The sequence below is a fragment of the Actinomadura sp. GTD37 genome (assembly GCF_041951365.1).
Taxonomy (GTDB): Bacteria; Actinomycetota; Actinomycetes; order Streptosporangiales; family Streptosporangiaceae; genus Spirillospora.
The window spans coordinates 149703-173481 of sequence record NZ_JBGNUS010000001.1 but is presented as its reverse complement, the minus strand read 5'-3'; the positions used below and the strand labels follow the sequence as shown (position 1 = coordinate 173481).

The window sequence follows — 23779 nt, the reverse complement described above, 5'->3', positions numbered from 1 at the left end:
ACGGGCCCCGCGGGGCTCATTCGCCGTCGTCGCCCGGCTCGCCGGCCGCCTCGTCGGCGCCGGCCTCCGGGTCGGGGTCGGCCACCGCGACGCGCGTGGGCCGCAGGACCCGCTCGCCGATCCGGTAGCCGGGCTGGAGGACGTCCACGACACTCGTCTCGGTCACGTCCGGCGAGAGGGAGTGCATGAGCGCCTCGTGCACGGTCGGGTCGAAGGGCTCGCCCTTCTCGCCGTACCGCTCCAGGCCGAGCTTGCCGGTGACCGCCTCCAGGCTCTCCGCGACGGACTTGAACCCGCCGCTGAGCTCGTCGTGGTCACGGGCGCGGCCGATGTCGTCCAGCACCGGGAGCAGCTCGGACAGCACCTGCCCGAGGGCCTGCTCGCGGACGGCGACCCGGTCGCGCTCGACGCGCTTGCGGTAGTTGTCGTACTCCGCCTTGAGCCGCTGGAGGTCGGCGAGACGTTCCGTCAGCTGGGTCTTGAGCGAGGAGAACTCCTCGTCGGAGACCGTGGCGCCCCCGTCGGCCGGGGCCTCCGGGGCCGGCGACTCCGCCGCGGGCACCCGGACTTCCCCCGTTTCGGGATCGATGCGCCGCTTGTCGCGGATCACCGGGCCCTCCTTCTCCTCACCCTCGTTGGGAGAGGACGTCACGATGCATCACCCTTCGGCTTGTCCTCGTCCACGATCTCCGCGTCGACGACCTCGTCGTCCTGCGGGCCCTGCGCGTCGGCGGTCGGGCCGTGGTCCTCGGCGCCCGCCTGGGCGCCCTCGGGGTTCTGCGCGTACATGGCCGCGCCCATCTTCTGGCTGATCTGCGCCAGCTTCTCGGCGCTGCCCTTGATGGCGTCGACGTCCGTGCCCTCCAGGGCCTTCTTCACCTCGGCGACCGCGTCGCCCACCTCGGTCTTCAGCTCCGCGGGGACCTTCTCGTCGTTCTCCCGCAGGAACTTCTCGGTCGAGTAGGCGAGGGTGTCGGCCTGGTTGCGGACGTCGGCCTCCTCCTTGCGCTTGCGGTCCTCCTCGGCGTAGTCCTCGGCGTCGCGCATCATCTTCTCGATGTCGTCCTTCGGCAGCGCGCTGCCGCCGGTGATGACCATCGACTGCTCGCGGCCGGTGCCCTGGTCCTTCGCGCTGACGTTCACGATGCCGTTCGCGTCGATGTCGAAGGTGACCTCGATCTGCGGGACGCCGCGCGGCGCCGGCGGCAGACCGGTGAGCTGGAAGGTGCCGAGCTTCTTGTTGTACGCGGCGATCTCGCGCTCGCCCTGGTAGACCTGGATCTCCACGGACGGCTGGTTGTCGTCGGCGGTGGTGAACGTCTCCGACCGCTTGGTCGGGATCGTCGTGTTCCGCTCGATGATCTTGGTGAAGATGCCGCCCTTGGTCTCGATGCCGAGGCTCAGCGGGGTCACGTCCAGCAGCAGGACGTCCTTGACCTCGCCCTTGAGCACGCCGGCCTGGAGGCTGGCGCCGATCGCGACGACCTCGTCCGGGTTGACGCCCTTGTTCGGCTCCTTGCCGCCGGTCAGCTCCTTCACCAGGTCCGACACGGCGGGCATCCGGGTCGATCCGCCGACCAGCACGACCTGGTCGATCTTGTCGACGCCGATGCCGGCGTCCTTCAGGACCGAGTGGAACGGCGCCTTGGTCCGGTCGAGCAGGTCGGACGTCATCCGCTGGAACTCGCCCCGGGTGAGCTTCTCGTCCAGGTGCAGCGGGCCCTCGCTGGACGCGGTGATGTACGGCAGGTTGATCTGCGTCTCGGACGAGCCGGACAGCTCGATCTTCGCCTTCTCCGCGGCCTCGCGGAGGCGCTGCAGCGCCATCTTGTCCTTGGCCAGGTCGACGCCGTTGGCGTTCTTGAACTTCTCGACCAGCCAGTCGACGACCTTCTGGTCCCAGTCGTCGCCGCCCAGGTGGTTGTCGCCGCTGGTGGCCTTGACCTCCACCACGCCTTCGCCGACTTCCAGCAGGGAGACGTCGAACGTGCCGCCGCCGAGGTCGAAGACCAGGATGGTGGCCTCGTTCTCCTTCTCCAGGTGGTAGGCCAGCGCCGCCGAGGTCGGCTCGTTGATGATGCGCAGGACGTTCAGGCCCGCGATCTGGCCGGCCTCCTTGGTGGCCTGCCGCTGGTGGTCGGAGAAGTAGGCGGGAACCGTGATGACCGCGTCGGTCACGGTCTCGCCCAGGTAGGACTCGGCGTCCCTCTTCAGCTTCTGGAGCACGAACGCGCTCATCTGCTGAGGGTTGAACTCCTTGTCGTCGATCTTGACTTTCCAGTCGGTGCCCATCTCGCGCTTGACCGACCGGATGGTGCGGTCCACGTTGGTGACCGCCTGGCGCTTGGCGACCTCGCCGACGAGAACCTCGCCGTTCTTGGCGAAGGCGACGACGGACGGCGTGGTCCGCGACCCCTCCGCGTTCGCGATGACGGTGGGCTCGCCGCCCTCCAGAATCGCGACGACCGAGTTGGTCGTCCCGAGGTCGATGCCGACCGCACGTGCCATGTTCTCGTCCTCCGTCTTTTCCGGTTAACCCCGTTGCCGGTGTATGTCGCGGTTCCGGTGTTATCGCAGCCCCGGTCGCCCCCAGGGCGCGGCCGGTTCGTCTTCTCTGTCCGCAAGGTTGCCCGCACCGGCCGCCTCTTGTCAAATGACTTGAGTCGACCTCGCTCAACTTTGCTGACGACCTCTACAACAGGACGATTGAGCCACCTATTCCGGTTCCCGGAAGGGGCCCGGTCGGGCCGGAGATCGCCTGAACGGAGGAGGGCGCCGCCGCGTCCGTCACCCGCCAGGAGGAGAGCCGGCTCGGCCTAGGTCAGAGCGAGTCGGGGCGGTGGCCCGGGACGACGATGCCGTGCTCGTAGGCCAGCACGACGGCCTGGACGCGGTCGCGGAGGTGGAGCTTGGCGAACACGCTGCCGATGTGGCTCTTCACGGTGGCCTCGGTGACGACGAGCCGCGCCGCGATCTCCTGGTTCGACAGGCCCTGGGCCACGAGCAGGAGCATCTCGCGCTCGCGCGGGGTCAGCGCGGTCAGCAGGTCCGGCGCAGGCCGGACCGGGTCGGCGCGGCCGGCGTAGTCCTCGATCAGGCGGCGGGTGATCGACGGCGACAGCAGCGCCTCACCCTGGTGGACGACGCGGATCGCCTCCAGGAGCCGCTCGCGGGGCGCGTCCTTCAGCAGGAACCCCGACGCCCCCGCGCGCAGCGCACCGAACACGTACTCATCGAGGTCGTAGGTGGTCAGGATCAACACGCGAGGCCGACGGGGCGTCGAGCCGAGCTCGTCCGTTGGGGCTGGAGGACGGTGAGTCGAGCGGAGCTCGTTGGTACCGGTGATGTGGGCGGTGGCCTCGACGCCGTCCATCCGGGGCATCCGGACGTCCATCAGGATGACGTCGGGCCGCAGCTCCGCCGCCCGCGCGATGGCCTCGTGCCCGTCCGCGGCCTCGCCGACGACCTCCAGGTCCTCCCGGGTTTGCAGGAACAGCCGGAAACCGATCCGGATCAGTTCCTGGTCGTCGACGATCAGCACCCGGATCGTCACGTCCGCTCCCCGATCGGCAGCCGTGCCGCGACCCGGAATCCGCCGCCGGGGGACCGGCCCGCCTCCAGCTCACCGCCGAGCACCGCGACCCGCTCCCGCATCCCGACCAGGCCGTGCCCGCCGGGACCCGGCTCGCCGGTTCCCGTCCCGTCGTCGTGCACCCGCACCTCCAGGTCCGCCTCGCCGTAGCCCAGCCGTACCGTGACCAGTGTCGCCCCGGCGTGCTTCAGCGCGTTGGTCAACGCCTCCTCGACGATCCGGTAGGCGGACAGCTCCACCCCGCTCGGCAGGTCCAGCGGTTCCCCGGCGGTCTCCAGCCGGACCGGCAGCCCCGCCGCGCGGTACCCGGCGACCAGGTCGTCCAGGTCCGCCAGCGTCGGCTGCGGGCGCGTCTCCGCCGTGTGCCGCCCGCGCAGCAGGACGAGGATCCGGCGCAGCTCGGCCAGGCTCTGCTCGGCGCTGGCCTCCACCCGCTCCAGCGTCCGCGCGGCCACCTGAGGCTCGGTCTCCAGGACGTCGCGGGCGCCGCGGACCCCGATCAGCATCACCGTCACCGAGTGGGCGACGATGTCGTGCAGTTCACGGGCGATCGAGCCGCGTTCACGCTGCGCCGCGATCAGGTCGAGCTGCTCCCGTTCGCGTTCGAGGGTGGCGGCCCGTTCCTCCACCGCCCGGACGTAGCGGCGGCGCGTCTGGAGGTAGGCCCCAAGCATCCACGCCCCGATCGACACCGGCGGGCTGCAGATGCCGTCGGCCTCCAGGAACACGACCATCGGCGCCAGCACCGCGAGCGAGACGCGCCGGTCGCGTGTCTCGGCGAGCGACCACAGCGCGACGACGGCCGGCGCGCCTCCGGGCGAGTACCCGGCCGCGGCCAGCACGGCCGCCGACGCGGCCGTCACCGCGGTCACCGTCACCCCGAACCGGCGGCGGGCCAGCAGCACCGCGCCGGTGAGGACGGTCACCGCGATCGGCAGGGGCACGGCCTCGGTGCCGTCGTTGAACAGCAGCCCCACTTCCACGAAGACGGTCGCCGCGGCGAGCGCGATGTCGAACAGCACCGGGCGGTGCGCGGCCCGCAGGCCCCGCACCGCCCCGATCCTCTCCGCGACGTTCACGCCAGGTCGCGCCGTCGTTCGCAGCCGACCGCGACCAGCACCGCGAGCACCGTCCAGACCACGAACACCGCGCCGGCCTGCGCGACCGTGAGGGTCGTGGTGTGGGTTCCGCCCGTCATGACGTCCGCCGCGCCGAACGGCGACAGGTTCGCCCCCCGCTCCCACGCCCCGCTCACCAGCGGCTGCACCACCAGAGCCAGGATCAGCAGCACCACCGCGCCGACGACCGGGCTCCGGATCAGCGCGCCGAGCGCCGCGCCCAGCACCGTCGCCAGCAGGAGCGCCCCGACGTTGCCCGCCACGACCTCGGCCACCTGGCCGGACGTCAGGTCCGGACCGGGCTGGTCCGCCAGCAGCGGCAGCGCCACACCGGCGGCGGCCGCGTTGATCAGCAGCGCCAGCCCGAGACCGGTCAGCGCGTACGCCGCCATCCGCACCGCCAGGACGGTTCCGCGTCCGCGCCGGGCCACCAGCGCCGTGGGCGCCGCGGTGCGGTGGCGGTACTCGCCCGCCGCGCCGACCAGCCCCCACAGCAGCAGGAGGACGGGGAGCCCCGACAGCGCCTCCTTCTTCTCCGCCACCTCGTCGAGCGTTCCCGACGCCACGGCGACGAGCACCGCGTTCAGGACGGCGAACGCCATCCCGCCGGCCGCGAAACCCCACACGGCGCGGGTCGTCACCGACTTGAGCAGTTCCCCGCGAAGCAGGCCGATCATCGCTCCAACCCTCCGGTGAGTTCGAGGAACACGTCCTCCAGCGACTCCACCTCACTGATCGGTCCTTCGTGCACCAGCCTGCCACGGTCGATGACGACCACATCGTCGACCGTCTGCGCGGCCTCCGCGAGCAAATGGCTGGACAGCAGCACCGTGCCGCCCTTCGCCGCCCGGTCGCGCAGCATCGTCCGGAGCCAGCGGATCCCCTGCGGGTCCAGCCCGTTGGCCGGCTCGTCCAGCACCAGGATCCCGGGATCGCCCAGCAGCGCCGCGGCGAGCCCGAGCCGCTGCCGCATCCCCAGTGAGAAGCCGCCGACGCGGCGGCCCGCCGCCCGCGTCAGCTCGGCGACCTCCAGGACCTCCTCGACGCGGTGGCGCGGCAGCCCCGCCGCCAGCGCCAGCGCCCGCAGATGCGCGCGCGCCGACCGTCCGGGATGCGCGCCGCACGGCTCGATGTGGACGCCGACCCGGCGCGCGTCCGGCACCGTCGAGGCCACCGGCGCGCCCAGCACCGTCACCGCGCCCGCCGACGGCCGCGCCAGCCCCGCGACCGCCTTCAGCGCCGTGGTCTTGCCCGCGCCGTTCGGGCCGAAGAACCCCGTCACCGCGCCCGCCCGGACCGTGAACGTGAGATCGTCGACCACCGTCCGCCGGCCGTACCGTTTCGTCAGCCCCTCGACCCTGATCGCCGGGGCGGCCTTCGTCTGTGCTGTCATGCCGCCCAGCTTCGGCCGCCCCCGTCTCCCGGTCATCAGCCCACGGTCGAAACCCGTCCTCCGACCACGGCATGACTCCGATCCGGGGATCGCCGGGATCTCAGCCCGTCACCCGCCAGGAGCAGCGCCTCGCCCACACGACCCCGCCGTCGTCGCGCCGCGCCTCGCCGACGACTCCGAGCTCGATGTACTCGCTCATGCCGTACACGGACACGGTGACAAGCCGGATCGCACCGCACACACCTGCGCTCGCCCCACGAAGAGCGAGATCGACGCAGGTGATCGCGGCGGCGAAGTCATCGGTCACCCCGGACTGACCGTCCCCGACGTCCCAGGCGTACAACTGCGGCGGCTCGTACGCCGCCCTCACCGCCAGCCCCCGAGCAGAACGTGCCGCCGCCGCTTCGGCCGTACGCGAGCGGGCCGCGACGGGGGAGTGACCTGCCGGGGCCGCCGCGCCCTCCGGATGGGTGGGGCCGCCCGCTGGACGGCGAGGACCTCGCGCACCTTGTCGGCGAGCAGCCGAGGCGTGTCCGCCTCCACCAGGCGATCGTTCACCAGCGCCCACCAGTGCCCGGTGTAGTCGCCGAGCCATGCTCGGACGCCGGGGAACGCGGCCTCCAGCTCCCGCCGGATCTGGTCGGGGTCGAGGTAGACCCAACTCGTTGCGGAGCAATCAGCTAGGTTGCCCATAGATCGGACCTCTTTCCGATCGAGGCCCCGGGCGTAACGGTGTTCCAGCACCTGTCCCGGGGCCGCCCTATGTCCACGAGCGCACAGAGGCGCGGCTCGCTCTTGTACACCACGCGGCGGGACCCCGGGGGCGAGCCCCCGCCGCGCGGCCCACGCGACCGCCGTCCGCACCTGGGGGTAGCGCGTCGACGGCTACGCGACGAACCTTCACCTGCGTCGAGTGACGTTGTGGAGTCGGTTCGACACAGAAAGGATGGTATGGACAAGTGCAAGGCGCTACTACTTGTCCGTGATTCCATTCGGTATTTGACTGCGCACTCATGGTGACCGCTGCGAGACTGGCGCCCATGCCGACAGACCAGGGGCCCACTGCCCGCCACCGTCGCCTGGCGACGGAGCTTCGACGTCTCCGGGAGGAGGCTCGGCTCACGCCCGAGACCACGTCCGGGCTTCTGGGCTGGAGCCGCCCGAAGCTCGTCCGCATCGAGACGGCCAAGGGCAGGCCCACCGTGGCCGACGTCGAGCGCATCCTGGACGTCTACGGCACCGACTTCGCGACGCGAGCGGCACTGCTCCAACTCGCCCGCGACATCCGCACCCGGGGCTGGTGGGCAGCCTTCGGCGACGTCCTGGCCGGCGGCTACGCCGAACTGGAGGACGCGGCCAATCGCATCCGTACCTGGCAAACGGAAGTCGTCCCCGGCCTGCTCCAGACTCCTGATTACGCTCGTGTCCTGATCGCTGGTGCGTTTCCGGATGACCGGGAGGAGATCGATCGGCGGTTGCAGGCCCGGATGGCGAGACGCGCCCGCTTCGCGCGCACCGACGCTCCTGAACTCGACTTCCTCGTGGCTGAGGAGGTCCTCCGCCGCCCGGTCGGCGGACCGGCCGTGATGGCGAGCCAGCTCACGACGCTCATAGAGGCAGCTGAACAACCGTCAGTGGCAATACGGATCGTCCCGATGGCGCACGGGCACCGGCCCGGTCTGGGCGAAGGCTCAGTAGACATTTTCGAGTTCTCGGCGCCCCTGGAACTAGACACCGCACACGTGGAGACTATGGGAGGAAGTATGTACATCGAGGACATCACGCAAGTGCGGCGTTGTAGCTCGATGCTCGACCGCATCGCCGATGCGGCCCTGTCCCAAGAGGATTCGGTGGTGCTCTTTGCCGCCATCCGGGAGGAGTTTCAAGCTCATGTCCATGCTTAGGTTGCCAGCCGAAACCGAATGGCGGATCAGTACTTACTCAGGGGCAGGCAACAACTCTTGTGTGGAGGTGGCGCTCAGCGTTCCTGGTGTCGTGGGCGTTCGTGACTCTACGGATCCGGGCGGACCCGTGCTGGTGGTCGCACCCTCCGCCTGGCGGGCCCTGACGTCCCGGATCAAGAACGATGAGCTCTGAACTCGCCGCAGCCGAGTGGCGGATCAGTAGCCACTCTGGTTCCGGCAACGACACGTGTGTCGAGGTGGCCCTCAACATCCCCGGCGTTGTAGGCGTTCGGGACTCGGTGGATCGGGACGGGCCGGTGCTGGTGGTCGCGCCCTCCGCGTGGCGGGCCCTGACGTCTCGGATCAAGAACGATGAGTTCTGAGTTCTCCGCAGCCGAGTGGCGGATCAGCAGTCACTCGGGGGGCGGCAACAGCTCGTGTGTCGAGGTGGCGCTGAACGTTCCTGGCGTCGTGGGTGTCCGCGACTCGCTGGATCGGCATGGGCCGGTGCTGGCGGTCGCGCCGTCCGCGTGGCGTGCGCTGACGTCCCGGATCAAGAACGGCGAGGTCTAGCGCAGCACGTCAGGCGCGGCGGACGGGACGGGACGGCGAACCGGCGTTCCAGGGCGTCGCGGGTGGACGCCCCGGAATCCGTCAGGTGGTCAGGTCGGACGGGGTGGTTCCGGTTCGCGTCAGCGGGAGGGCGAGGGCCGCGCGCTCGGTCAGCCAGGCGCTCGGACGGTAGCGGGGGTCGCCGGTGGTTCCGTGCAGGCCGCGCAGGATGCGCAGGACGCGGTCGGCGCCCTCGTGGTCGCCCCACTCCAGCGGGCCGCGCGGATAGCCGAGGCCGAGCCGGACGGCGGTGTCGATGTCCTCGGGGCGGGCGAGACGCTGTTCGGCGATGCCGCAGCCCACGTTCACGACCGAGGCGAGGAGCCGCTGGGCCACGGGGGCGGGGGAGTCGCGCACGACGGTCATGGCGCGTCCGGTGGCGGAGAGGGCCGCGAGACCGGCGCGGCCTGCGTCCATGTCGAGACCCGGGTGGACGGCCACGGTGAGGCGGGTGAAGAACCCACCGAGTGGGTCTACGCCCAAGGTGCGCTCAACGGGGAGGCCCTCGGCGGCGGCTACCGTGCTCTGGCCGAACGGGGCGACCAGGACGATGGCTCGGCTCGACGGCTCGTCCCCGGACTCGACCTCTATACCTGCACTGGACAGCAGGGCGCCTAGTTCCTCACGGACGTCGCCGTGTACCCAGACTGGGCGCGGTTCCACAGCAGGGACGGTGACCTCCGGTGGCTCTTGCTTGGCGCCGTCCACGTACTTGTAGAAACCTTCGCCCGTCTTGCGTCCGTACAGACCGGCCTCAAGACGGGCCCGCCCGAGCCTGGACGGACGGAAGCGCGGCTCCGTGTAGAAACCCGTCCAGATGGATTCCATGACCGGGTGCGAGACGTCGATGCCGGTGAGGTCGAGCAGCTCGCAGGGGCCCATCTTGAGGCCAAGGACGTCCCGCGCGATGCGGTCCATGTCGACGGGCTCGGCGATCCCCTCGGACAGGATCTGGAGGGCCTCCGTCACCAGGCCGCGCCCAGCGTGGTTGACGAGGAACCCAGGCGCGTCCGGCGCGATGACCGGTTCGTGCCCGAGGCGCCGGACGAGGTCGGCGAGCGCGTCCGGGATCCACTCCGCCGTGCGCGCCCCTGGGATCACCTCTACGAGGCGCATCAGCGGCACCGGATTGAAGAAATGCAGGCCCGCGACCCTGGACGGGTCCTCCAAACCGGCCGCGATGGCCGTCACCGGCAGCGAACTGGTGTTGGTCACCAGGATCGTGTGCTTCGGGCACACCTTCTCCAGGGACGTGAACAGCTCGCGCTTGGTGTCCATGTCCTCCCGGACGGCCTCGACCACGAGATCGCAATTCTGGAACGGGGTGAGCGGTTCGCCGACCGGGCGGAGCCGTCCCTTCGCCGCCGCCGCCTCCTCGGCGGTCATCCGCCCCTTGCGCACGAGCTTGTCGAACATGCCGCCGATGTACTCGGCCGCGCCGACCACGGCCTCCATCCGGAGGTCGGCCAGCTCCACGGTCAGCCCGCCCGCCGCGGCGAGCTGCGCGATCCCGCGTCCCATCGCCCCGGTGCCGATCACCCGGATCGTCGTCACCTGCCGCGCCCACTGCTCCACCGTGGCCTCCTCGCCGTCGTCCGCTCCACGCATTCAACAGCCCCGGGGCCGCCCCGCGGAACCGGGGTCGTAGCCTGCGGAGTGCCCGTCCCAGAGCCTGAGGAGCCCACCATGCGCGACGCGGTGATCTGCGAGCCGCTGCGTACCCCGATCGGCCGGTTCGGCGGGACGCTGAAGACCGTCCCGGCCGTCGAGCTCGCCGCCGCCGCCGTCCGGGCGCTGGTCGAGCGCACCGGCCTGCCCGGCGACGCGATCGACGAGGTGATCCTCGGCCACTGCTACCCCACCTCCGACGCCCCCGCCATCGGACGCGTCGCCGCGCTGGACGCCGGGCTGCCCGTGTCCGTCGGCGGCGCCCAGCTCGACCGGCGCTGCGGGTCCGGGCTCCAGGCCGTCCTGAACGCGGCCATGCAGATCCAGACCGGCGTCAGTGAGGTGATCATCGCGGGCGGTGCGGAGAGCATGAGCGGCGCGCCGTTCTACACGACGCGGGCGCGCTGGGGCGTCCGCGGGCCGTCCCTCGAACTCCACGACGCGCTCGCGCAGGGCCGCGTCACCGCCGGAGGCGTCCGCCACCCGGTGCCCGGCGGCATGCTGGAGACCGCCGAGAACCTGCGCCGCGAGTACGGCATCGGCCGCCGTGAGCAGGACGAACTGGCCGTCCGCTCGCACGAGCGCGCCGTGGCCGCCCAGCGGTCGGGCGTGTTCGCGGAAGAGATCGTCCCGGTGACCGTGAAGTCCCGGAAGGGGGACACGGTCGTCGACACCGACGAGCATCCGCGTCCCGACACCACCGTCGAGAGCCTGGCGAGACTGCGTCCGGTGCTCGGCAAGCAGGACGCCGAGGCCACCGTGACCGCCGGCAACGCCAGCGGCCAGAACGACGCCGCCGCCGTCTGCGTCGTCACCACGTCCGAGCGGGCCGCCGAGCTGGGGCTGCGCCCCCTCGTCCGGCTCGTCTCGTGGGGCCGCGCCGGCGTCCCGCCGGAGACGATGGGCATCGGCCCCGTGCCCGCCACCGCCAAGGCCCTGGCCGCCGCCGGCCTCACCCTCGCCGACATGGACCTCATCGAGCTGAACGAGGCGTTCGCCGCGCAGGTCCTCGCCGTGACCCGCGAATGGGGGCTCAAGGACGCCGACTGGGACCGCGTCAACGTGCACGGCTCCGGCATCTCCCTCGGCCACCCCGTCGGCGCGACCGGCGCCCGCATCCTCGCCACCCTCGCCCGCGAGATGCACCGCCGCGAGGCGCGCTACGGCCTGGAGACGATGTGCATCGGCGGCGGCCAGGGCCTCGCCGCCGTCTTCGAACGCGTCCACCAGGTCCGTTGACTTGCGGCGTGTTGTTGTTATGGCAAGGCCGATAACAACAACACGCCGCAAGTCAACGGAGGGACGACCCGGCCGACGTTCGTGGTCACCGCACCGGGCCGGGGGTCCAGGACGGGTCGCGCCCGGTCATGGCGATGAGCCGGTCGAGGGCGGGCGCGTCGTCGGGGGCCGGGACGGCGGGGCCGAAGAGACCGGGGACGCCCTTGCCGCCGCTCTGCTCGACCGTCGGGGCGACGAAGGCCAGGCAGGACTCGATCTCGTCCTCGCCCGCGGCGTAGCTCTGCCCGGTGGCGCGGGCGACGTCCCAGCCGTGGACGACCAGCTCGTTCATCGCGACCTTCCCGGCCTCCTCGCCGGGCAGGTCGACGCCCCCGGCGGCGGTCATGCCCGACCACGCGTCCGGGGAGCGCCACGCGGCGGCGAGCGCGTCGAGCTGCTCGGGGAGGCGGGTCCGCCAGTCCGGGGGGAGGCTGGACGCGTCGGCGGACGGCGGCTGCGTCCCGCCCTCCGGGAGGTCTTTCGCGGCGGCCCAGGTGAAGGCGAGGGACAGCCCGCTGACGTGGTCGATCAGCGCGCCCAGGGACGTGTCGGCGCAGGGCGTCGGCGCGTCGAGCCGGTGGTCGGGGACGTTCGCGAGCAGGGCGGCCATGCGCTGGGCGGCGGGTAGCAGGTCTGGGTTCGAGGTCACTTGGAGCTCTCCGTTCGTCGTACCGGTGGACGGGATCGCCCTGGACGGGCGCCGTCCTGTGGTATGGACTCGGGAACCCGCCGATACTCATCGGCGCCCGGAATCTCTAAGGTATGACGGACGACACGGCTCGCGGCCGGTGCATCGGGGCCCCGGGAAGGGCCTGAAGTGTGCTGACCAGGGCATGTGACGCATAAGCTACTACCGAGTAGTATTCGGGCCCCGGGTGAAGGGCAGTATTTCGCGAGCCCTACGCTGACTGCCAACGCCCGTACCCCAGGAGGACGGAACAGTGTTCTGGATCACGTTGGTCATTGGGCTCGCCGGTGCGGCGGTCGCTCTGGCGCTCGCCGCGAGGCGGGTGCTGTTCCTGTACAGCATCGCCAAGAGCGGGCAGCCCGACCCCGAACGGACGCTGCAGGTCAAGCGTGACCCCAAGAAGGCCGTTGAAGGCCAGGCGGTCGAGGTCCTGGGGCAGCGAAAGCTGCTGAAGTGGACCGTGGCGGGCGCGGCGCACTTCGCGGTGATGTGGGCGTTCTTCCTGCTGGCGACGGTGTACCTGGAGGCCGCGGTCCAGCTGCTGTTCGGGCTGGAGGCGCACATCCCGGGCCTGCAGACGTGGGGGCCGATCGGGTTCGTGCAGGACACCATCGCGCTGGCGTGTCTCGCCGGGCTGGCGGTGTTCACCGCGATCCGGGTGAAGAACTCGCCGAAGCGGATCGGCCGCAAGTCGCGGTTCAAGGGCTCGCACCTGTCCGGCGCGTGGATCACGCTGTTCATGATCTTCAACGTGGTCTGGACGATGTTCTTCTTCCGCGGCGTTGAGGTCGCCCGCGACAACTTCGGCTACGGCGGCGCCGCGTACTTCTCGCACCTGACCGGCGACCTGTTCGACGGCATCGGCAGCGACGGCACGCTCGAAGTCCTCGAATCGGTCGCGCTGCTGGCCCACATCGGTGTCGCGCTGGTGTTCCTGGTGTTCGTGGTCCACTCCAAGCACCTGCACATCTTCCTGGCCCCGCTGAACGTCATGTTCAAGCGCCGCCCGGACGGCCTCGGCGCCGCGCAGCCGATGATGTCGGGCGGCAAGCCCCTCGACTTCGAGGAGGCCGACCCCGACGAGGACGTCTTCGGCCGCGGCAAGATCGAGGACTTCACCTGGAAGGGCTTCCTCGACATGGCGACCTGCACCGAGTGCGGTCGCTGCCAGTCCCAGTGCCCCGCGTGGAACACCGGCAAGCCGCTGTCGCCGAAGATGCTCGTGCTCGAACTGCGCGACCACGCCCTCGCCAAGGCGCCGTACATGATCGCCTCGGAGGAGGAGCGGGCGAAGTTCACCGACGAGCAGAAGCTCGCCATGCAGGTGGACAAGGAACTCGTCGGCGACGACGGCGTCATCCACCCCGACGTGCTGTGGTCGTGCACCAACTGCGGCGCGTGCGTGGAGCAGTGCCCGGTCGACATCGAGCACATCGACCACATCCTGGACATGCGCCGCTTCCAGGTCATGATCGAGTCCTCGTTCCCGTCCGAGGCCGGCGTGATGCTGAAGAACCTGGAGAACAAGGGCAACCCGTGGGGCATGTCGGAGACCAAGCGCCTCGACTGGGTCGAGGAGCTGGACTTCGAGGTGCAGGTCGTCGACGACAAGGTCTCCGACGACACCGAGTACCTGTTCTGGGTCGGCTGCGCCGGCGCGCTGGAGGACCGGGCCAAGAAGACCACCAAGGCCGTCGCCGAGCTGCTGCACATCGCGGGCGTCAAGTTCGCCGTGCTGGGCCCGATGGAGGCGTGCACCGGTGACCCGGCCCGCCGCCTGGGCATGGAGTTCGTCTTCCAGATGCTCGGCCAGCAGAACGTGGAGACGCTCAACGACGCGGGCGTGCAGAAGATCGTGGCGACCTGCCCGCACTGCTTCAACACCCTGGCCAACGAGTACCCGCAGATCGGCGGGAACTACGAGGTCGTCCACCACACCCAGCTGCTGGCGCACCTGGTCGAGGAGGGCAGGCTCACCCCGGTCACGCCGATCGAGGAGAACATCACCTACCACGACCCCTGCTTCCTGGGCCGCCACAACAAGGTCTACAAGCAGCCGCGCGACATCATGGCCACCGTCCCCGGGGTCAAGACCCAGGAGATGCACCGGCACAAGGACCGCGGTTTCTGCTGCGGCGCCGGCGGCGCGCGGATGTGGATGGAAGAGCGCATCGGCAAGCGCATCAACACCGAGCGCGTGGACGAGGCGCTGGAGACCAACCCCGACACCGTCTCCACCGCCTGCCCGTTCTGCCTGGTCATGCTCGGCGACGCCATCAACGAGAAGAAGAACGAGGGCGCGGCCAAGGAGACCCTGGAAGTCGTGGACGTCTCCCAGCTCCTGATCCGCTCCATCAAGGGCGAAGGCACCACCCCGGAGAAGGAGACCGTCGCCGCCGAATAGCGGCGCGGACTCCGCCGGATCCCTCCGGACGACGAAGGACCCCGAGCTCGCGGCTCGGGGTCCTTCGCGCTTCCGGGGGTCAGGCTCCCGAAGCAGGTTCCACGGGCGGGGCCGACGGCTCGTGTTCGGCGCCCGTGATCGGCGGGCCGGCTGCACGGCTCGCCGGAGGCGGGACGGCGATGAGCATGTCGCGCAGGGCGTACACCGCCTGGTAGGGGAGGATCTCCCGGGTCGCGAGGTCGTCCGGCGAGACGATCGGGCCGTGCGCCGTCCGGGCCAGCACGATCAGCTTCGCGTGGTGCGGGTCGACGCCGGGCAGCGCGGCGAGCAGGTGCTCGGGCGCCGAGTTGACGTCGACCAGCCCGCCGTCGTCGAACGTCCGGGGCAGGTCGGGGCGGCCGATGCCGAGCCGGCGGGCGATCGACGGGTGGTGCGCCGCCAGTGCCCGGGCCTGCTCCCGGCGGACCCGCCGCTCGATCAGCTGGACGTCCGGCACGGGCACGCCGCCGCCCGGATGCGCGCCCGGATGCGGGTCGGCCGTGAGGATCGCCAGGTGGACGGCCCCGCCGAACATCGTGACCAGCAGCGCGAGGAAGATCGGCCCGTCCCACGGGCTGCTGTCCTCCGTGTCGCTGCTCATGATGCCGACGAAGACGAGGACGGACAGCGCCAGGTAGCCGCCCGCCGCCAGCGCCAGCGGACGGCTCCGCCGCCGCGCCCCGTAGTAGGCGGCCAGGGCCCAGGTCACCAGCCCGAAGCTCAGCACCGGAAGGGCCAGGAGGACGGCCCGCAGCGGCCACGGAACCCGTCGTCCGGCGGGCGGCGCCCAGACCGTGTGCTCCCCCGGTCCGGGGGGCGCGGGCCGATCGTCGGGCGGTGGCCGGCCCGCCAGAGACGGGTCCGAGCGCAGGATGCCGAGGTGCAGGTTCTGCAGGCGCTCGCCGGGTTCGACGCCGAACTCGTCCGCGAAGAAGTCGCGCGCGTCCCGGTAGGCGGCGAGGGCCTCGGCCTGCCGGCCGCACCGGTAGAGCGCCAGCATCAGCAGGTACCGGAACCCCTCCCGGAGCGGGAACTCGGCGACCAGCCGGAGCAGTTCGGGGACGAGCCGCGCGTGCTCCCCCGACTCCAGCCCGGCCTCGGCGCACTCCTCCAGCCCGGCCGCGCGCGTCTCATCGAGGCGGTCGCGCGCCGCGTCGAAGTAGGGGCCGCTCAGGTCCGCCAGCGCGGGGCCCCGCCACAGGGCGAGCGCCTCGCGCAGCATCGCCTCGGCCTGCGCCGGGTCGCCTCCGGCGCGCACGGCCCGGGCCGCCTTCACCCGGCTCTGGAAGTCCTCGGCGTCCAGGCCCTGCGGCGGGACGTGCAACGCGTATCCGGCGCCCGTCAGCGTCAGCAGCCGTCCGGGGGCGCGCGGCGAACGGTCGGGCTCCAGCACGCGGCGCAATCCGGCCACGTACTTCTGCACGACGTTCGCCCCGTTGTCGGGCGGCTCGTCCCCCCACACCGCCCGCACGATCGACGCCGTCGACACCGGCCGGCCGGGCGTCAGCAGCAGGACGGCGAGGACCGCGCGCTGCTTGCCCGGCCCCAGGTCGAGCTCCCGTCCGTCCCGCCACGCGGCCGTCCGGCCCAGGATCTCGAAGCGCAGGGACCCCTCGTCCGGCAGCGCGACCACCTCCACTCGCCGTCCACCCCCGTGGCGTCGCGGCAGTCGTTCGGCAGCCCGGACGCAGTGACAGCAGCATAACGACAGTGATCCGGCACACGCCTGCAACAGGCTCGTAGCGGACATCGGGGGCGATGTCCCATGAAGTGAGAGAGAGGGGACCTCGGTGCCACATCACCGACTGCGGACCGGCCAGGCGTCGGCCGCGCTCGTCCTTGTGCTCGCGGCCGGCGCCGCCGGTGCCGCCGCCTGCGGGCCCGCCGAGAAGGCCGAGACGACAGCGAAGAAGGCCACCGCGCCCGCCACGGGCCCCGCCGCCGCACCGTCCAACGGGGTGGAGAAGCTCGACGCCGCCGACATCCTGAGCCGCGCGCGCAAGGCGACCGCGGCCGCGCGCTCCCTGCGCATACGCGGGCAGATCGAGGAGGGCGGCGACGAGTTCGCGCTCGACTTCCGCTACGAGGGCAAGGCGAAGTCGAGCGGATGGTTCCAGCAGGGCGGCGAGCGCGTCGAGATAACCAGGATCGGCAAGGACCTCTACATCAAGGGAAACGACGCGTTCTGGAAGTCGATCGGCGGGAAGGGCGCGGTGCAGGTGCTGTCCGGCAAGCATCTCAAGACCTCCAGCACCGCCGCCGACTTCAAGGACATGGCGTTCTTCACCGACCGCACGGCCATGTTCAACGAGGCCGTGAAGTCCGCGGGCACCTGGAAGAAGGGCAAGACCGGGACGGTCGGCGGAACCCCGACCGTGACCCTCCTCGCCGGGACGAGCGGTGACCAGATCCAGGTGGCGACCCGAGGAGAGCCCTACGTGCTGGTACTGGACGGCGGTCCGGCGAACCGCATCGAGTACGCCTACGAGGAGCCGGTGACCGTCGAGCGTCCGCCCGCCGGCAGCGTGATCGACGAGGACGCGCTCGAATGACCGCCGGGTGACCGGCGGCTGAAACGGCCGTCCGCTCGGCGGCGCCCGGGGCCGCGGGCGCGCACCGGGCGGACGGCGCCCCCGCACCGACCGCCCCCCGCACCGGCTGCGCCCGCACCGGTCGCGCCCGGCGCGGTTGCGATCGCGGACTCCTGGTAAGACACCGGGATGGCCGTGCTCGTGTCCGTCCTCGCCTTCGTGATGACGCTCGCCGGCGGTCTCGCGGCGATGCGGGTGCGCGACCGGCGGCACCTCGTCCTCGGGCTGGCGGGCGGCCTGATGCTCGGCGTCGTCGCGTTCGACCTGCTCCCCGAGTCGCTGGAGATGACCCGGCACAAGCCGCTCGGCGTGCCCGCCCCGATGATCGGCTTCGCGGCGGGGTTCGTCCTGCTGCACGTCGTGGAGCAGGCCGTCGCGATCCACCGCGCCCACGAGGACGAGTACGCGCCGCACGTCCACACCCACGGCGCGGGCGCCGGGGGGCTGCTCGCCGCGTCCGCGCTCGTCCTGCACAGCCTGGTGGACGGCCTCAGCATCGGCCTCGGCTTCCAGTCCGGCACCGACGTCGGGATCTTCGTGGCGCTGGCCGTGATCACGCACGACTTCGCGGACGGGTTCAACACCTTCACTGCCGCCTCGCTGAACCGCGCCGACCGCCGCCCCGCCGTCCTGCTGCTGCTCGCGGACGCCGCCGCGCCCGTCGCCGGCGCCGCGATCGGCACGCTGGCGACCGTCCCGGAGGCCGTCCTCGGCCCCTACCTGGGGACGTTCGCCGGCGTCCTGCTGTACCTCGCCGCCGCCGAGATCCTGCCCGAGGCGCACAGCGTCCACCCGCGCGTCATGACGCTGTGCGCGACGGGGGTCGGGCTGGTCGCCGTCCTGTTCAGCGTCAGCCTCGCCGGCTGACCCCAGGCGCGGACGGCGAAGGGCCGCGGACGGCGAAGGGCCGCGGACGGCGAAGGGCCGCGGACGGCGAAGGGCCGCCCGGCATCACCGGACGGCCCTTCCTCCGCTGCTGGCAGCGTTCCCGGACGGGTCAGCTCGTCAGGGACGTCGCGTAGCTCTGGTTCGTCTTGAGCCACTCGTCGACGGCCTGGTCGGGCTTGCCCTTGTACTTGTTCTCCATGAGGTCTTCGAGAGCGCCGAGCGTCTTGTCGTCCATCTTGAAGTTCTTCATCCACTTCGTGACCTCGGGCTGGTCCTTGCCGAAGCCCTCCCGGGCGACCGTGTAGATCGCGTCGGGCTTGCCCATCGCGCCCTTCGGGTCCTTCAGGTCGCGGATCGGGTACTTCGCGTACGCCCAGTGCGGACGCCACAGCGTGACGACGATGTCCTTCTTGGCGTCGGTCGCCTTCTTCAGCTCGGTGAGCATGGCCGACGTCGACGACGTCGTCACCTTGTACTCGTCCTTCAGGCCGTACGCGGGAAGCATCTTCTCCTGCGACACCCGGTACAGGCCGGAGCTCTTCTCGATGCCGATGATCTCGCCGCCGTAGGTGTCGCCCTTGCCCTTGAGGTCCTCCAGGGACTGGAGCGGCGAGTAGTTCGGCACGGCGATCGTCAGCGGCGCCGCGTCGTACCAGGCGCCGACCTTCTCCAGCTTGTCGCCGTACTTCTTCCAGTAGTCCTCGTGGGTGCCGGGCAGCCAGGCGTCGACGAACAGGTCCACGTCGCCCTTCGACATGCCCGCGAAGAGCACCCCCACGTCGAGCGTCTTGACGTCGACCTTGTAGCCCTTGTCGGTCAGCAGCCGCTTCCAGAGAGCCGTGGCGGCCTCACCCTCGGCCCAGCCCGACATCATGCCGATGGTGATCTCCTTGTCGTTCTCACCCCCGCCCGAGTCGGAGTCGCCGCACGCGGCGGCGCTCAGGCCGAGCGTCAGCGTCAACGCGGCGACCGTCAGACCCTTGAACTTGAAACGCATGCCCATCCCTTCGTTGGCTTGCATCAATGGGAGTAGGGGGGAGCGGAACTCTCCGCCGGAACGGCGGATCGGCTCTGCCGTGGAGTCAGCCGACGAGGTCGGCGGACGGGGCGGCCACGTCGCGGGGGGCCGCTCCGCGGGGGGCCGCTCCGCGGGTGGCCTTGCCGCGCGCGAACAGCGCACGGAGCATGCTGGGGCCCTCGCCCAGGGCGCCGGTGAGGCGGTCCAGGTAGATGGCGAGGATGACGACGGCGATGCCGCCCTCGAAGCCCTTCGCCACGTCCACCCGGTTGATGCCCTCCAGCACCACGCCGCCGAGGCCGCCCGCGCCGACCATGCCCGCGATGACGACCATCGACAGCGACAGCATGATCAGCTGGTTGACGCCCGCCATGATGGACGGCAGCGCGAGCGGGATCTGGATCCGGGTCAGGATCCGGTTCGGCGGCGTGCCGAACGCCTCGCCCGCCTCCACCATCTCCGGGTCGACGCCGCGGATGCCGAGCTCGGTCAGCCGCACCCCCGGCGGCATCGCGAAGATGACCGTCGCGACCACGCCGGGCACGGAGCCGATGCTGAAGAAGAAGATCGCCGGGATCAGGTAGACGAACGCCGGCATCGTCTGCATGAAGTCGAGGACGGGCCGGACGATCCGGCTCACCACGTCGTTGCGCGCCGCCGCGATGCCGATCGGAATCGACAGGACCGTGGACACCAGCGCCGACACGAGCACCAGGGCCAGCGAGTCCATCGAGTCGTCCCACAGCTCCATGCTGTCGATCAGCACGAACCCGAGGATCGTGAACACGCTGAGCCGCCAGCCGCTGATCGCCAGCGCGATCACGGCCAGCACCAGGGTCAGCGCCAGCGGCGGCAGGACGGTCAGGACGTCCGTCAGCCCGTCGACCGACGTCTCGATCGCCGACCCGATCCCGTCGAACAGCCACGACAGGTGGTCGGTGCACCACGTCACCAGAGTGTCGAACCACTCGCCGACCGGCGCCCGGGGCAGTTCGATCGCGTTACTCAGCATCGCCGCCCTCCTTCGCCAGTGCGAGTGCCGGTGCGTTGCCCGGCGAGTCGACGAGTTCCTCCACGTGCGAGTTGATCGCGCCGAGGGCCGCGAGCAGCGTCACCCGGGGGATCACGCCGAGCAGCGTCCCGTCCGCGTCCGCGACCGGCACCGGCAGGTCGCTCTCGGCGCAGCGGAGGAACAGGTCCGCGACGGGGGTGTCCGGCGCCACGGGCTCCAGGTCCTCCGGGTCGATGAGGCCGTCCAGCGTCTGGACGTTGTCCTGCACCGCGTCGGCGACCACCGTGCCGCGCACCCGCCCGACCAGCTTGCGGTCGCGTCCGATCACGAACGCCGCCGACGTCTGGTGCTCGCGCATCGTCCGCAGCGCCGTCCGCGGACCCGTCGACGCCAGCACCGTGACCAGCGGCTTCTCCATGACGGACGACGCCGTCAGCACCCTGGTACGGTCCACGTCCGCGACGAACTGGGCCACGTAGTCGTTCGCCGGGTCGGTCAGGATCTCCTCGGCCGTGCCGATCTGCACGATCCGCCCCTCGCGCATCACCGCGATGCGGTCGCCGATGCGCATCGCCTCGTTCAGGTCGTGCGTGATGAAGACGATGGTCTTCCCGAATCGTCCTTGCAGGTCGAGCAGCAGGTCCTGGACCTCTCGCCGGATCAGCGGGTCCAGTGCGCTGAACGCCTCGTCCATCAGGATGATGTCGGTGCCCGCGGCGAGCGCCCGGGCGAGGCCCACGCGCTGCTGCATACCGCCCGACAACTGACCGGGGACCTTGTCCTCCCAGCCTTCGAGCCCCACCAGCGCCAGGAACTCCCGGGCCTTCTTCTCTCGTTCTTCCTTCGCGACGCCGCGGACTTCTAGCCCATACGCCGCGTTGGCCAGAACCGTCCTATGGGGGAACAACGCGAAGTGCTGGAAGACCATACTGATCTTGTTCTGCCGAAGCGCCCGGAGCGCCTTCGCCGACATCTTCGCGATGTCCTGGCCGTCGATCTCGACGCTCCCGGAGGTGACCCCGAGCAGCCCGTTCAACGTCCGGATGAGGGTCGACTTCCCCGACCCCGACAGGCCCATGACCACGAAGATCTCGCCCTGCCGGACCTCGAACGAGGCGTCCACCACGGCCGGGGTGACCCCGAGGTCGCGGATCGCCTTCGCATCGGCGCCCGCCTTGAGCTTTCGCTGTGCCTCTGCCGCCTTACGACCGAAGAGCTTGGTGACGCCTTCCGCGCGGAGTACTGACACGATCTCCTTCCGGGTTCCCGCGTCGATGCGCGGAAACGGGTCGCCCTGAGCGCCGGGACCTCACATCAAGAGGATGTAAACCGGACGCCAAACCTGTGCGTCACCCGAAACTACCCGCCCAGAGAACATGTTTCATCTTTTGGGTGGTTGCGTCACATTTTGGTCACAAACGGGCTACACCTTCGTCTGGTGGAAGTTCAGGTACGACCGCGACGGCGTAGGCCCCCGCTGGTCCTGGTACCGCGACCCGTACTTCGCCGACCCGTACGGGTACTCCGCCGGCGAGCTCGTCCGGAACAGGCACATCTGCCCGATCTTCATCCCCGGCCACAACTTGATCGGCAACGTCGCCACGTTCGACAGCTCCAACGTGACATGACCGCCGAACCCCGGATCGATCCACCCCGCCGTCGAATGAGTGAGCAGCCCGAGCCGCCCGAGGCTCGACTTCCCCTCCAGCCGCGCCGCGAGATCCTCGGGCAACCCGAACACCTCGTACGTCGACGCGAGCACGAACTCCCCCGGATGCAGGACGAACGCCTCGTCCCCGTCGACCTCCACCAGCCGCGTCAGATCCGGCTGCTCCACCGCCGGATCGATGTGCGGATACCTGTGGTTCTCGAACACCCGGAAGTACCGGTCCAGCCGCACGTCCACACTGGACGGCTGAACCATGCCCGGCTCGTACGGGTCGATCTTCACCCGCCCGGACTCGAGCTCGGCCCTGATATCGCGATCGGAGAGCAGCACCCGGAAACGCTATCCCACCCCACACCCCCACCGACGATCCGGTACAGTATCCACAGCATGGAGCCCCCAGGGCCCTGCCACGCGGGTGTAGTTCAATGGTAGAACTTCAGCTTCCCAAGCTGACAGCGCGGGTTCGATTCCCGTCACCCGCTCACGTTAAAGGCCCAGGTCAGGGACATGATCCCCGACACTGGGCCTTGATCGTTTCTCATTGACATCGTCGGCCTGGACGAGCGCGTTGAGCCCGTCCGCGATCGCACGGTCAGCACTGCTCGACCAGTGCTGATACCGCAGCGCCGCCCGCTCGTTTTCGTGCCCCATGCGCGCCATCAGGTTGCGCAGCGAAACGCCCATGTCAGCGGCGAGCGTGTTTCCCGTGTGCCGCAGGTCATGGAAGTGCAGGTTCGGAACGCCGAGCGCCTCCACGACCGGCTTCCACCGGGTCAGCGTCTACGACATGTGCGGCAACACTTGGGACTGGTGCTCCACCGAAACGGAGCCCGGCCGCGACGAGTTGAAGGGTCGCGCCTTCACGAGCCTCTTCCTTCGCTGCGCCCGGTCGATGTTCAACGACGCCTCAGCAGACATGCTCGACGATGACACCCGCTTGCGCTGCGTGACCCCAGCAGAGACCATGCGAGTTCTGCTCAACGTGAGGTCCGCTCAGTAGGGGAGTCCATGGCGGAAGTCAGAGTCACCCACGACCAGCAGGCCAACGCCGCCTACGTCTACTTCGTCGATCCCGCCCAGATGGACACGAGGTCGGCGCACATGTATGCCTGTGACCCCGTCGGCGTCGACGGAATGATCAATCTGGACTTTGATGCCGAGGGGCGCGTCATCGGTATCGAGATCCTTGACGCCCGCTCCAAGCTGCCCCGGTACCTGCTCGACGCAGCCGAACGCCTAGACGTCTGAACAGCCAGGAAGGCAGGAGGAGGCTGGCGGCCGGACAACCGAAGCGCCAGCCCCTCCGAGGCGCCCCGTCCCCCGGATGAGAATCTTCTTTACGTCTCAAGGTGCCCGCTACGCGTCGCTGGCGGCCGCATGCCCGGCGCGCCGGGCATGCGGCCTGTCCCGTCCGGTCCCGCCGCACCGCGTCGCCCGTCCGCCCGGTCTCATGAGGCGCCGCTGTGACGGACGGGGGGTTACGAGTTTGAGGTGACAGCGCCTTCCGGCCGACCTATCAACTCCGCCATGCGGATCAAACGGCGAACGTGTTGTGCCCCTTCACCACGCAAGCGCGGAAGGATCTTTTGAAGGTCACGCGCGCAGGCCTGGAGGATGCGGGACCGCTTCGCATCGAGCACCCCTCGGTCCTGCACATAGGCCGAGATACATCCAGCCATCGCCCCATCGATCTCGACCACATCGCCGTCACGGTCATCCACCCGGTACAGCTCTTCAGGCCACGGCGCACGGTCGGCATGAGCACGTTCCGCAGGAGCCGGTACGTCTTCGTGTGGGAGGTTGCCGAGACCTCGGCGTCAGCCGGCGTCGGTAGTCCCGTCCGGGGCATCGGCGTACTGGGGCTGGCCGAGCGTGATCGGCCGGAGGCTCCGTCAGGTGGACGTG

The 23779-nt window shown here is 70.4% G+C and carries 26 protein-coding genes and 1 tRNA gene; 10 read left to right on the top strand and 17 right to left on the bottom strand.

Annotated elements, in window-relative coordinates; translation table 11 throughout:
* Positions 1-16: 16 nt before the first annotated feature.
* The 8 genes from grpE to ACA511_RS00765 all read right to left on the bottom strand — a co-directional run bounded on the left by grpE (position 17) and on the right by ACA511_RS00765 (position 6796).
* Complete coding sequence (gene grpE, locus ACA511_RS00800; RefSeq protein ID WP_375024661.1) at positions 17-655, bottom strand: nucleotide exchange factor GrpE; 639 nt, start codon at positions 653-655, stop codon at positions 17-19.
* On the bottom strand, positions 649-2508 hold the full coding sequence (gene dnaK / locus ACA511_RS00795) for a molecular chaperone DnaK (protein WP_375022042.1): 1860 nt from the start codon (positions 2506-2508) through the stop codon (positions 649-651). Before dnaK ends, grpE begins: the two co-directional genes overlap by 7 nt.
* A 313-nt stretch (positions 2509-2821) precedes the next feature.
* A complete protein-coding gene (locus tag ACA511_RS00790) occupies positions 2822-3553 on the bottom strand; it encodes a response regulator (protein WP_375022041.1) in 732 nt (243 codons plus the stop codon).
* Positions 3550-4671 (bottom strand): sensor histidine kinase, encoded by a 1122-nt coding sequence (locus ACA511_RS00785; protein WP_375022040.1) that lies wholly within the window; start codon positions 4669-4671, stop codon positions 3550-3552. The genes ACA511_RS00790 and ACA511_RS00785 overlap by 4 nt, the downstream gene beginning before the upstream one ends.
* Positions 4668-5387 carry a hypothetical protein gene (locus ACA511_RS00780; protein ID WP_375022039.1) on the bottom strand — a complete coding sequence of 240 codons (720 nt, stop codon included), beginning with the start codon at positions 5385-5387 and terminating at the stop codon, positions 4668-4670. The genes ACA511_RS00785 and ACA511_RS00780 overlap by 4 nt, the downstream gene beginning before the upstream one ends.
* A complete protein-coding gene (locus ACA511_RS00775; protein ID WP_375022038.1) occupies positions 5384-6103 on the bottom strand; it encodes an ABC transporter ATP-binding protein in 720 nt (239 codons plus the stop codon). The genes ACA511_RS00780 and ACA511_RS00775 overlap by 4 nt, the downstream gene beginning before the upstream one ends.
* Before the next feature lie 100 nt (positions 6104-6203).
* Positions 6204-6473, bottom strand: coding sequence for a hypothetical protein (locus ACA511_RS00770; protein WP_375022037.1), 270 nt, complete (start codon positions 6471-6473; stop codon positions 6204-6206).
* Positions 6470-6796, bottom strand: coding sequence for a hypothetical protein (locus ACA511_RS00765; RefSeq protein ID WP_375022036.1), 327 nt, complete (start codon positions 6794-6796; stop codon positions 6470-6472). The genes ACA511_RS00770 and ACA511_RS00765 overlap by 4 nt, the downstream gene beginning before the upstream one ends.
* Positions 6797-7143: 347 nt before the next feature.
* Here ACA511_RS00765 and ACA511_RS00760 point away from each other — a divergent pair, with 347 nt between their 5' ends.
* Genes ACA511_RS00760 through ACA511_RS00745 form a run of 4 tightly spaced genes read left to right on the top strand, consistent with a single transcriptional unit; the run spans position 7144 to position 8580 of the window.
* Positions 7144-8007 (top strand): helix-turn-helix domain-containing protein, encoded by an 864-nt coding sequence (locus ACA511_RS00760; protein WP_375022035.1) that lies wholly within the window; start codon positions 7144-7146, stop codon positions 8005-8007.
* Positions 7928-8200, top strand: coding sequence for a DUF397 domain-containing protein (locus tag ACA511_RS00755; RefSeq protein WP_375022034.1), 273 nt, complete (start codon positions 7928-7930; stop codon positions 8198-8200). Before ACA511_RS00760 ends, ACA511_RS00755 begins: the two co-directional genes overlap by 80 nt.
* The gene (locus ACA511_RS00750) at positions 8190-8390 is read left to right on the top strand and encodes a DUF397 domain-containing protein (RefSeq protein WP_375022033.1); all 201 of its coding nucleotides are present in this window, start codon (positions 8190-8192) and stop codon (positions 8388-8390) included. Before ACA511_RS00755 ends, ACA511_RS00750 begins: the two co-directional genes overlap by 11 nt.
* A complete protein-coding gene (locus ACA511_RS00745) occupies positions 8380-8580 on the top strand; it encodes a DUF397 domain-containing protein (RefSeq protein ID WP_375022032.1) in 201 nt (66 codons plus the stop codon). The genes ACA511_RS00750 and ACA511_RS00745 overlap by 11 nt, the downstream gene beginning before the upstream one ends.
* Positions 8581-8661: 81 nt before the next feature.
* Here ACA511_RS00745 and ACA511_RS00740 read toward each other — a convergent pair whose 3' ends face one another.
* Positions 8662-10227 (bottom strand): 3-hydroxyacyl-CoA dehydrogenase, encoded by a 1566-nt coding sequence (locus ACA511_RS00740; protein ID WP_375022031.1) that lies wholly within the window; start codon positions 10225-10227, stop codon positions 8662-8664.
* Positions 10228-10305: 78 nt separating this feature from the next.
* Between ACA511_RS00740 and ACA511_RS00735 the strand changes: the two genes are divergently transcribed.
* Positions 10306-11526: an acetyl-CoA C-acetyltransferase gene (locus ACA511_RS00735; RefSeq protein ID WP_375022030.1), complete on the top strand. Its 1221-nt coding sequence runs from the start codon at positions 10306-10308 to the stop codon at positions 11524-11526.
* Positions 11527-11611: 85 nt separating this feature from the next.
* On the opposite strand, the gene ACA511_RS00730 is transcribed toward ACA511_RS00735, so the two are convergent.
* The gene (locus tag ACA511_RS00730) at positions 11612-12214 is read right to left on the bottom strand and encodes a TIGR03086 family metal-binding protein (protein WP_375022029.1); all 603 of its coding nucleotides are present in this window, start codon (positions 12212-12214) and stop codon (positions 11612-11614) included.
* A 292-nt stretch (positions 12215-12506) separates the two neighbouring features.
* Here ACA511_RS00730 and ACA511_RS00725 point away from each other — a divergent pair, with 292 nt between their 5' ends.
* Positions 12507-14657 carry a (Fe-S)-binding protein gene (locus tag ACA511_RS00725; RefSeq protein ID WP_375022028.1) on the top strand — a complete coding sequence of 717 codons (2151 nt, stop codon included), beginning with the start codon at positions 12507-12509 and terminating at the stop codon, positions 14655-14657.
* A gap of 79 nt (positions 14658-14736) precedes the next feature.
* On the opposite strand, the gene ACA511_RS00720 is transcribed toward ACA511_RS00725, so the two are convergent.
* Positions 14737-16335, bottom strand: a complete 1599-nt coding sequence (locus ACA511_RS00720; protein ID WP_375022027.1) for a BTAD domain-containing putative transcriptional regulator — start codon at positions 16333-16335, stop codon at positions 14737-14739.
* A gap of 151 nt (positions 16336-16486) precedes the next feature.
* On the opposite strand from ACA511_RS00720, the gene ACA511_RS00715 reads away from it, so the two are divergent.
* Entirely contained in the window at positions 16487-17248 is a 762-nt protein-coding gene (locus tag ACA511_RS00715) for a hypothetical protein (protein ID WP_375022026.1), read from the top strand.
* A gap of 168 nt (positions 17249-17416) precedes the next feature.
* Positions 17417-18154: a ZIP family metal transporter gene (locus ACA511_RS00710; protein ID WP_375022025.1), complete on the top strand. Its 738-nt coding sequence runs from the start codon at positions 17417-17419 to the stop codon at positions 18152-18154.
* Positions 18155-18284: 130 nt separating this feature from the next.
* On the opposite strand, the gene ACA511_RS00705 is transcribed toward ACA511_RS00710, so the two are convergent.
* The 4 genes from ACA511_RS00705 to dcd all read right to left on the bottom strand — a co-directional run bounded on the left by ACA511_RS00705 (position 18285) and on the right by dcd (position 22204).
* Positions 18285-19172 (bottom strand): glycine betaine ABC transporter substrate-binding protein, encoded by an 888-nt coding sequence (locus ACA511_RS00705; RefSeq protein WP_375022024.1) that lies wholly within the window; start codon positions 19170-19172, stop codon positions 18285-18287.
* Between the two features lie 85 nt (positions 19173-19257).
* Positions 19258-20205 (bottom strand): ABC transporter permease, encoded by a 948-nt coding sequence (locus ACA511_RS00700; protein WP_375022023.1) that lies wholly within the window; start codon positions 20203-20205, stop codon positions 19258-19260.
* Entirely contained in the window at positions 20195-21454 is a 1260-nt protein-coding gene (locus ACA511_RS00695; RefSeq protein ID WP_375022022.1) for a glycine betaine/L-proline ABC transporter ATP-binding protein, read from the bottom strand. The genes ACA511_RS00700 and ACA511_RS00695 overlap by 11 nt, the downstream gene beginning before the upstream one ends.
* A 174-nt stretch (positions 21455-21628) precedes the next feature.
* Entirely contained in the window at positions 21629-22204 is a 576-nt protein-coding gene (gene dcd, locus ACA511_RS00690) for a dCTP deaminase (protein WP_375022021.1), read from the bottom strand.
* An 81-nt stretch (positions 22205-22285) separates the two neighbouring features.
* Between dcd and ACA511_RS00685 the strand changes: the two genes are divergently transcribed.
* A tRNA-Gly gene (locus ACA511_RS00685) sits at positions 22286-22356 on the top strand.
* 4 nt (positions 22357-22360) lie between these two features.
* Here ACA511_RS00685 and ACA511_RS00680 read toward each other — a convergent pair.
* Entirely contained in the window at positions 22361-22651 is a 291-nt protein-coding gene (locus ACA511_RS00680; RefSeq protein WP_375024660.1) for a tyrosine-type recombinase/integrase, read from the bottom strand.
* A 231-nt stretch (positions 22652-22882) separates the two neighbouring features.
* On the opposite strand from ACA511_RS00680, the gene ACA511_RS00675 reads away from it, so the two are divergent.
* Positions 22883-23122 (top strand): DUF2283 domain-containing protein, encoded by a 240-nt coding sequence (locus ACA511_RS00675; protein ID WP_375022020.1) that lies wholly within the window; start codon positions 22883-22885, stop codon positions 23120-23122.
* 230 nt (positions 23123-23352) lie between these two features.
* Here the strand turns inward: ACA511_RS00675 and ACA511_RS00670 are convergent, their stop codons facing one another.
* The gene (locus ACA511_RS00670; RefSeq protein ID WP_375022019.1) at positions 23353-23595 is read right to left on the bottom strand and encodes a hypothetical protein; all 243 of its coding nucleotides are present in this window, start codon (positions 23593-23595) and stop codon (positions 23353-23355) included.
* Between the last annotated feature and the right edge of the window lie 184 nt (positions 23596-23779).

Excerpts from the sequence above, each read along its gene's own strand:
- dnaK (WP_375022042.1), bottom strand. The coding sequence starts at position 2,508 with ATGGCACGTGCGGTCGGCATCGACCTCGGGACGACCAACTCGGTCGTC.
- ACA511_RS00675 (WP_375022020.1), top strand. The coding sequence starts at position 22,883 with ATGGCGGAAGTCAGAGTCACCCACGACCAGCAGGCCAACGCCGCCTAC.
- ACA511_RS00765 (WP_375022036.1), bottom strand. The coding sequence starts at position 6,796 with ATGGGCAACCTAGCTGATTGCTCCGCAACGAGTTGGGTCTACCTCGAC.
- ACA511_RS00745 (WP_375022032.1), top strand. The coding sequence starts at position 8,380 with ATGAGTTCTGAGTTCTCCGCAGCCGAGTGGCGGATCAGCAGTCACTCG.
- ACA511_RS00780 (WP_375022039.1), bottom strand. The coding sequence starts at position 5,387 with ATGATCGGCCTGCTTCGCGGGGAACTGCTCAAGTCGGTGACGACCCGC.
- ACA511_RS00700 (WP_375022023.1), bottom strand. The coding sequence starts at position 20,205 with ATGCTGAGTAACGCGATCGAACTGCCCCGGGCGCCGGTCGGCGAGTGG.
- ACA511_RS00750 (WP_375022033.1), top strand. The coding sequence starts at position 8,190 with ATGAGCTCTGAACTCGCCGCAGCCGAGTGGCGGATCAGTAGCCACTCT.
- ACA511_RS00755 (WP_375022034.1), top strand. The coding sequence starts at position 7,928 with ATGCGGCCCTGTCCCAAGAGGATTCGGTGGTGCTCTTTGCCGCCATCC.
- ACA511_RS00740 (WP_375022031.1), bottom strand. The coding sequence starts at position 10,227 with ATGCGTGGAGCGGACGACGGCGAGGAGGCCACGGTGGAGCAGTGGGCG.
- ACA511_RS00775 (WP_375022038.1), bottom strand. The coding sequence starts at position 6,103 with ATGACAGCACAGACGAAGGCCGCCCCGGCGATCAGGGTCGAGGGGCTG.
- ACA511_RS00710 (WP_375022025.1), top strand. The coding sequence starts at position 17,417 with ATGGCCGTGCTCGTGTCCGTCCTCGCCTTCGTGATGACGCTCGCCGGC.
- ACA511_RS00735 (WP_375022030.1), top strand. The coding sequence starts at position 10,306 with ATGCGCGACGCGGTGATCTGCGAGCCGCTGCGTACCCCGATCGGCCGG.
- ACA511_RS00705 (WP_375022024.1), bottom strand. The coding sequence starts at position 19,172 with ATGCGTTTCAAGTTCAAGGGTCTGACGGTCGCCGCGTTGACGCTGACG.
- ACA511_RS00760 (WP_375022035.1), top strand. The coding sequence starts at position 7,144 with ATGCCGACAGACCAGGGGCCCACTGCCCGCCACCGTCGCCTGGCGACG.